This is a genomic window from Qaidamihabitans albus, assembly GCF_016464705.1.
Classification (GTDB): Bacteria; Actinomycetota; Actinomycetes; order Mycobacteriales; family Pseudonocardiaceae; genus Qaidamihabitans; species Qaidamihabitans albus.
In genome coordinates this window covers 22,458-28,457 of record NZ_JAEHOB010000030.1, presented here as the reverse complement: position 1 = coordinate 28,457, position 6,000 = coordinate 22,458, and the positions used below count along the sequence as shown (strand labels likewise).

Here is a 6,000-nt window from a genome sequence, read left to right as displayed (position 1 = left end):
CCGCCGTCCGCCGTTTGGACGTGCCGATGAGAAGCGGCTCGCACAGGATGCACACGGAGTCCGCATCCGCTCAGCCGATAGGGGCGGCTCGCTCAGCTAGCAGACGGCGGACGATAGAGCCGATGGTCGTTGAGGCACGTGTGCCGATGGTTGAATCGCCCCGGTCAGTCCGGAGACTCCGATCCTGGGAAGGATGGGGTCATGTCAGGGAAGACATCGCGGAGGCACCCGCCGGAACTGCGTGAGCGCGGTTCGTATGTTCGGTGAGGTGCGTGGGCAGCATGAGTCGGAGTGGGCCGCGATGACCGCGGTGGCGGGGCCGCTCGCGGTGGGCACGCCGGAGACGGCGCGCAGACGGGTGCGTCAGGCCGAGATCGACCGGCCACGTCACTGATCGTCGAGTTCATCACCACACATCAAGGCCGTCGGGATCGTCCTGCCGCCCGTTGCTGGCTCTTCGAGCGCTGCCGGGTGTGGGCAGAGCCCGTGGGTTCTAGGTTCAGTCGTTCAGGTCGCGGTGGAGTCGTCGTTCGTGCAGCTCGGTGCCGCCGGGTCCTCGGTCGAGCTGGGAACGTCCGGTATCGATCCAGCCGTGGCGATGGTAGAAGCGTAGGGCGCGTTCGTTGGTGTCGAGAACCCACAAGCCGGCGTGGGTGAAGCCGCAGGATCGGAGCCGGTCGAGGGCGGCGGCGTGGAGCTGGGTGCCGATGCCGCGGCGCCAGACGTCGGGGGCGAGGTAGAGCGCGTAGAGGTCGCCGAGAGTGGGGTCGGCGCGGTCGGCGGGGACGAGCGGTGGACCGGTTGCGGCGAAGCCCACGATGGCGCCTGCGATCGTTGTGACGGCCGCGCGGGTGTGCAGCGGGCGGGCGGTGAGAACGTCCGACCAGAACTGTTCCCGGTCGGGGATGGACAGGCCGGCCAAAACCTCGTCGGGGAGCAGACCGCGGTAGGCGGCGCGCCAGGATCGCACCAGCACGGTGGCGATGGCGTGGGCGTCGGCCTGCGTCGCGTCTCGGAGCTCGACCATGCTGCCGATGCTTCCATGGGAGAAGCCGCACCGAAACGCTCACCGTCCTAGCGCGTTCGGTGTCCGGAAGATCAAAAGCAGACCAGAGGCAACCGTGTGTTGTCGAGCCGACCTCAGCCAGGACCTGGTCCGAAACTGGGAGGGCGAGCGGTCAGCCGGACGTATTCGTCATCTTCGCTGCGCAGGCGTTCGTTGTAGGTCACGACCATATGCTCGGCCCATTCACGCGCTGCGAAGTCGGGCGCCTTCTCGAAGCGGACCAGCCAGTCGTCCTCGTCGTTGTCCAGGACGACCAGGTAGGCGAGATCGTCTTCCCGGACCGTGAGGCGGTCGTCGACCTGGAACGATTCTTCGTGCGCCATAGGCTTCCTTAGCTCGCGAATCTGTGCGTGTCGCCGTCCTTCGCCGGTTGCCGTGATGCTAGAGGCGTAAGACGATGTCGTCTCCGGCCGTTTCCACCCTGTATCGGCGAATCTTGATGTGTTCGTACGCGAGGCACTGACCGGTTGGGACGTGATACTCCAGGCCATGCCACGGGCAAACCACGACCTCTTTGTCGTAGATCCATTGCGGCTTGAAATCAGATCGCTCGTCGGCTGTCAGAGACCCCGTCAGAAGCTTGGCCTCACAGACGGGACCCGTTTGGTGTGGACAGATGTTCGGCAGCGCGTACAGCCGGCCCTTGATGTTGAAGACCCCGATCTGTCGTGTGCCGACCACCACGACCTCGTGATGTCCTTCGGGAAAGTCGGCTACCTTGCCCAGACGGTAGCGCTTGCGTCCGTTCTCGGGCTCCAGCTCCGTAGCCACTCGGAAACTACCGCTGGACTTCCGTACCAATGTGTTCTCGGCGTGCGCCGGCTTGTGGGCCGTGTCTGTCATCGCGGTATCCCTTCCGCTCACCGTCGTCAGAGCTTCTTCCCCGTCGAATCGATGTTCAGGTATCGCAGAGCGTTCTCACCGAACACCTTCCGGCGAGCTTGATCCGAAAAGGGAATCTGGTCGATCTTCATGGGATGATCGAAATCGTGATGGGGCCAGTCGGAGGCGAACATGGTCCGGTCCTCGCCCTCGAACAGGTTGATCAGCGTAACGAGGTCCTCGAGGTTCTCCGGCTCCTCGATGGGCTGCGTGCACACATATACCTTCTTGAGGTAGTGGCTCGGCGGGTACTTCAGGAACGGTACGTCGCGCCTGCGTTCGAGATACTCCTTGTCCATGCGCAACATCAGCCAGGGCATCCACGAGACGCCCGCCTCGGACACGGCGAATCGGATTTCGGGGAACCGCACAAAAGTTCCGCGAGTGACCATGTCGACCAGATTGCTCATGATCGAGAAAGTGTGGCTGGTGGTGTGTCGCGCCAGCTCCGTGTCGAACGCATGGTTGTTGAAGGGAAAGACCGGGTGGGTAACCGTCACGCTATGGAGGAGGAGCGGCATTCCGGTGTCCTGGGCGGCGGTGTAGATCGGGTCGTACTTGCGGTTGCCCCACAGTACGTCCAAACCGGCGCACGGTAGGTACGCCCCGACGATGTCCGGGTGGTCGGCGTAGCGGCGGATTTCGCGAGCGGCGTCATCCGGATCGTGGTTGCACGCGACGATGAGGCCGAGCAGCCCCCTCTCGCGCGATGCCCAACGCTCCACAAGCCATCTGTTGTAAGCCCTGGCGATGGCCGAGGCGTAATCGACCTGGGGGAGCACCGGCAGCTTGAGCAGGTGGTCCGGGAACAGCAGGCCCAGATCCACGTTGATCTGGTCGAGTTCCTGGCGCATCTGCTCTGCAGTCCACACCATGCGGGCGCCTTCATGAGCGGTGGGCCACTTCGCCTGGTAACTCCCGTCGGAGACACCGGGCGAGAAGCTCGGGATATCCAGGTAGCCTTCCCGGTTGTTCTTGATGTTCTCCAGAGCGACGCGCCAAGGCATGTCGGCGTATGGTGCCAACTCTCCGGGTGATTCGTGGACGTGTACATCGGTATCGACGATCAAGATGTCCTGCAGATCGTTCGATGCTGTGCCGCCGGCTGGTTTGGGGAGCGCGTCTGTCGTCGTCATAGTCATACCTCTGTCAGGTGTCGAGCAGTGGTTCAGTGATCGCCTTGAAGGACGCTGATCGCGCCGGTCGGGCACGACCGCTCGGCTTGCTGGAGCTGGTCCGGCGTAACCGAGGCGCCCTCCACGATCGTGGCGACGCCCTCTTCGTCCAATGCGATGGCACCGCGTGCCAGGTGTACACAATTTCCCGAACCGATGCACAACTCGCGGTCAATTTCCGGAACTGTGGACATAGGCTCCTCACCTCCTCCTGCTTGCTGTCTCGACGAGCTCGCGGCGTGCTCGGGCGAAGACGCGTGGCTGGCCCGCGACGAACAGGCCCGCCAGCTTTCCGGATCGGAAGTACCGGGCCGCGAAGCGATCGGGTCGGTCTCCCTCGACGCGAACCTCGTCCCAGCTCGGTGCGTGGCCGGCCCACTGGAAGCGGACGTCGTGCTGGTCGGACCAGAAGAACGGCAACGGCGCGAAACTCCGCGGTTCGCCGAGGACGGCGCTGGCCACCGTGGCACCGTGCCGACCGGCTGTGTCCCAATGTTCGACACGGCACAGTTCCGCGTAAGTGGGATGCCACCAGCGAGCGCAGTCGCCGGCGGCGAAGATGCCGCCCGCCGAACTCTGGCAATTCTCGTCGGTCAGGACACCCTGGCCGAGGTGCAGACCCGATCCCCGCAACCATTCGGTGTTCGGCACCATGCCCACGCCGAGCACGACGATGTCGGCACCGGTCACGGCGCCGCCGTCCAGCGCTACCTCGAAGCCGTCTTTGGTCTTGGTTACCGCATTCGCCGGTGTTCCGGTCAGCACGTTGACACCGTGGTCGCGGTGGAGTTGTGCCACTTGTGCGCCGACTCGGTCCCCGAGAACCGGTTCGAGGATCTGCGATGCCGCCTCGACGAGGGTGACCTGAAGGCCGCGCCCGATCGCTGCTGTCGCCACCTCTCCTCCGATGAATCCGCCACCGATCACGACAAGGTGGCGGCCGGCGACCATGGCCTTGCGCAGACGTGCGGAGTGTTCGGCATCCCGCAGGACGATGACTCCCGGCGCGTCGAGCGCTGGTGGCACGGCCGGCCGGCCTCCGACGCAGAGCACCAGCCGCTCATATGGCTGAGTGGACCCGTCCGACAGGCCGAGGCAGTGGTTTTCAACGTCGAGCCATTCAGCCGTCAACTCGAGCCGCAGATCGATGTCCCAGTAGTCATACTCGGAACGTTCGGACAGAACGACCGTGTTGGCGGTGTGGTCCGCGAGCATGTCTTTGGAAACCAGCGTCCGATCGTAAGGTGGATACGGCTCACTGCTGATAAGAGTCACCTTGCCGTGGAAGCCCTTGCGACGTAGCTCGAAGACACAGCGATGAGCTGCTGTACCGCCGCCGACCACCACGACGCTCCCGGGTCGGGTTCCGTTGACGGTACGGGGCACGGCAGGCCATTCGGCCGTCATCGTGATACCTCTTCGAGAGCCTTGTTCTTGGTCTCCGGCCCGAGGACGGCGACGGCGATCGCACCTACGACCATAGAAGCGCCGGCGACCGCGAACGCCGCAGTGTGGCCCCAGTTGGTCAGTGCGAACGGCACGACCAGAGGACCGACGAGGGCACCGATCCGGCCGAAGGCCGACGCCGTACCGCACCCTGTTGCCCTGAACCGCGTCGCGAACACTTCTGGCGTGTATGCATACAGAGCGGACCACATGCCGAAGTAGACGAATTGCATCACCGAGCCGACCGCGATGAGGCCGGCGGGGGACGACTGAAGACCGTAGACATAGGACGCGGCCGCGCTCAGCAGCACGAAAGCGATGACGACTGGCTTACGACCGACCTTTTCCAGCAGGAACGAGGCAGTCAGGAAGCCGGGGATACCCCACAGCGCCATCAGCAGCACGAAACCAATCGAGCCGGCGATGCTCATACCGCTGTCGGCGAGCAACTTGCTCTGCCAGGTGGTGATCCCGTAGTAACCCAGCAGTACGGTGAACCACAGTGACCACGTCATGATCGTCCTGGGTAGGTAAGGACGGGAGATCAGTTCCCTCACCGGGGCACGCCGAACCGTGGACTGTGCGGGGATCACGGTTTCGCCGGCCGGCGGGAGCGGCTTGCCGTAGGCTTTGGTGACCTCCTTTTCGACGTGCTCGATGGTTCGTTCGGCCTGGTCGAACTGGCCGCGAGATTCATGCCAACGAGCGGATTCCGGTACCGCTCGGCGCAGGTACAGCGCGTAGAGGGACAGCACGAACATGACGACGTAGATGGCCCGCCAACCCAACGCCGGGACAACGAGCAGCGACACGGCGCCACATGTGATGAAGCCAATGGGCCAGAATCCCTCGAGCAAACCGAGGTACTTGCCGCGCGACTTGGCCGGTACGAATTCCGACAGCAGCGATTGAGCGACCGGGAATTCCGCACCCATGCCGACGCCGATGAAGAACCGGCAGACCAGCAGCGAGGTCAGGTCCCAAGACATGGCCGCCACGAGGCTGGCGAAACCCCAACAGAGCATGCTTGTGACGAAGACCGGCCGCCGCCCGAATCGATCGGCAAGCATGCCGGCCGTGCTGGCGCCGACCACCATTCCTGCGAAGCTCAGGCTCGCCAGCAGACCGGACTGCGTGCCGGTCAAGGCGAACTCATTGCTGATCGGGTCGAGGATGAACGTCAGCGCGGCCAGGTCCATCGAGTCGAACAACCACGCGGTCGCGATGATAAGGAAGAGACGCTTCTGATAGCGCGTGAGGGGTAGCCGTTCCAGGCGGCTCGCAAGGTTCAGCCGCTGCTGAGCGGCATGGCTGTCGGAGTCAGGCGTGACCGGGCCGGTGATTTCCGCCATGGGGCGCTCCTGATAGTCGCCGTCGACTTATTCCGGAGTTTGCGTCATTGGTTGCGGCGCCAAACCCGGGCAAACAGCA

Annotated in this window: 7 protein-coding genes and 1 pseudogene; 1 reads left to right on the top strand and 7 read right to left on the bottom strand. The window is 64.1% G+C overall.

Annotated elements, in window-relative coordinates:
• Positions 1-201: 201 nt before the first annotated feature.
• Positions 202-379 (top strand): annotated as a pseudogene (locus tag JAP66_RS32565) (IS3-like element IS987 family transposase); the annotation flags it as partial.
• Between the two features lie 120 nt (positions 380-499).
• Here the strand turns inward: JAP66_RS32565 and JAP66_RS31010 are convergent.
• The 7 genes from JAP66_RS31010 to JAP66_RS30980 all read right to left on the bottom strand — a co-directional run bounded on the left by JAP66_RS31010 (position 500) and on the right by JAP66_RS30980 (position 5,921).
• Positions 500-1,027 (bottom strand): GNAT family N-acetyltransferase, encoded by a 528-nt coding sequence (locus JAP66_RS31010; protein ID WP_199435438.1) that lies wholly within the window; start codon positions 1,025-1,027, stop codon positions 500-502.
• 113 nt (positions 1,028-1,140) lie between these two features.
• Positions 1,141-1,389, bottom strand: a complete 249-nt coding sequence (locus tag JAP66_RS31005) for a hypothetical protein (RefSeq protein ID WP_199435437.1) — start codon at positions 1,387-1,389, stop codon at positions 1,141-1,143.
• 58 nt (positions 1,390-1,447) lie between these two features.
• On the bottom strand, positions 1,448-1,909 hold the full coding sequence (locus tag JAP66_RS31000; protein WP_199435436.1) for a Rieske (2Fe-2S) protein: 462 nt from the start codon (positions 1,907-1,909) through the stop codon (positions 1,448-1,450).
• A gap of 26 nt (positions 1,910-1,935) precedes the next feature.
• Positions 1,936-3,084 (bottom strand): amidohydrolase family protein, encoded by a 1,149-nt coding sequence (locus JAP66_RS30995; protein ID WP_199435435.1) that lies wholly within the window; start codon positions 3,082-3,084, stop codon positions 1,936-1,938.
• A 32-nt stretch (positions 3,085-3,116) separates the two neighbouring features.
• A complete protein-coding gene (locus tag JAP66_RS30990; RefSeq protein WP_199435434.1) occupies positions 3,117-3,317 on the bottom strand; it encodes a ferredoxin in 201 nt (66 codons plus the stop codon).
• A gap of 7 nt (positions 3,318-3,324) precedes the next feature.
• On the bottom strand, positions 3,325-4,530 hold the full coding sequence (locus tag JAP66_RS30985; RefSeq protein ID WP_199435433.1) for an NAD(P)/FAD-dependent oxidoreductase: 1,206 nt from the start codon (positions 4,528-4,530) through the stop codon (positions 3,325-3,327).
• Positions 4,527-5,921, bottom strand: a complete 1,395-nt coding sequence (locus JAP66_RS30980) for an MFS transporter (RefSeq protein ID WP_199435432.1) — start codon at positions 5,919-5,921, stop codon at positions 4,527-4,529. The genes JAP66_RS30985 and JAP66_RS30980 overlap by 4 nt, the downstream gene beginning before the upstream one ends.
• Between the last annotated feature and the right edge of the window lie 79 nt (positions 5,922-6,000).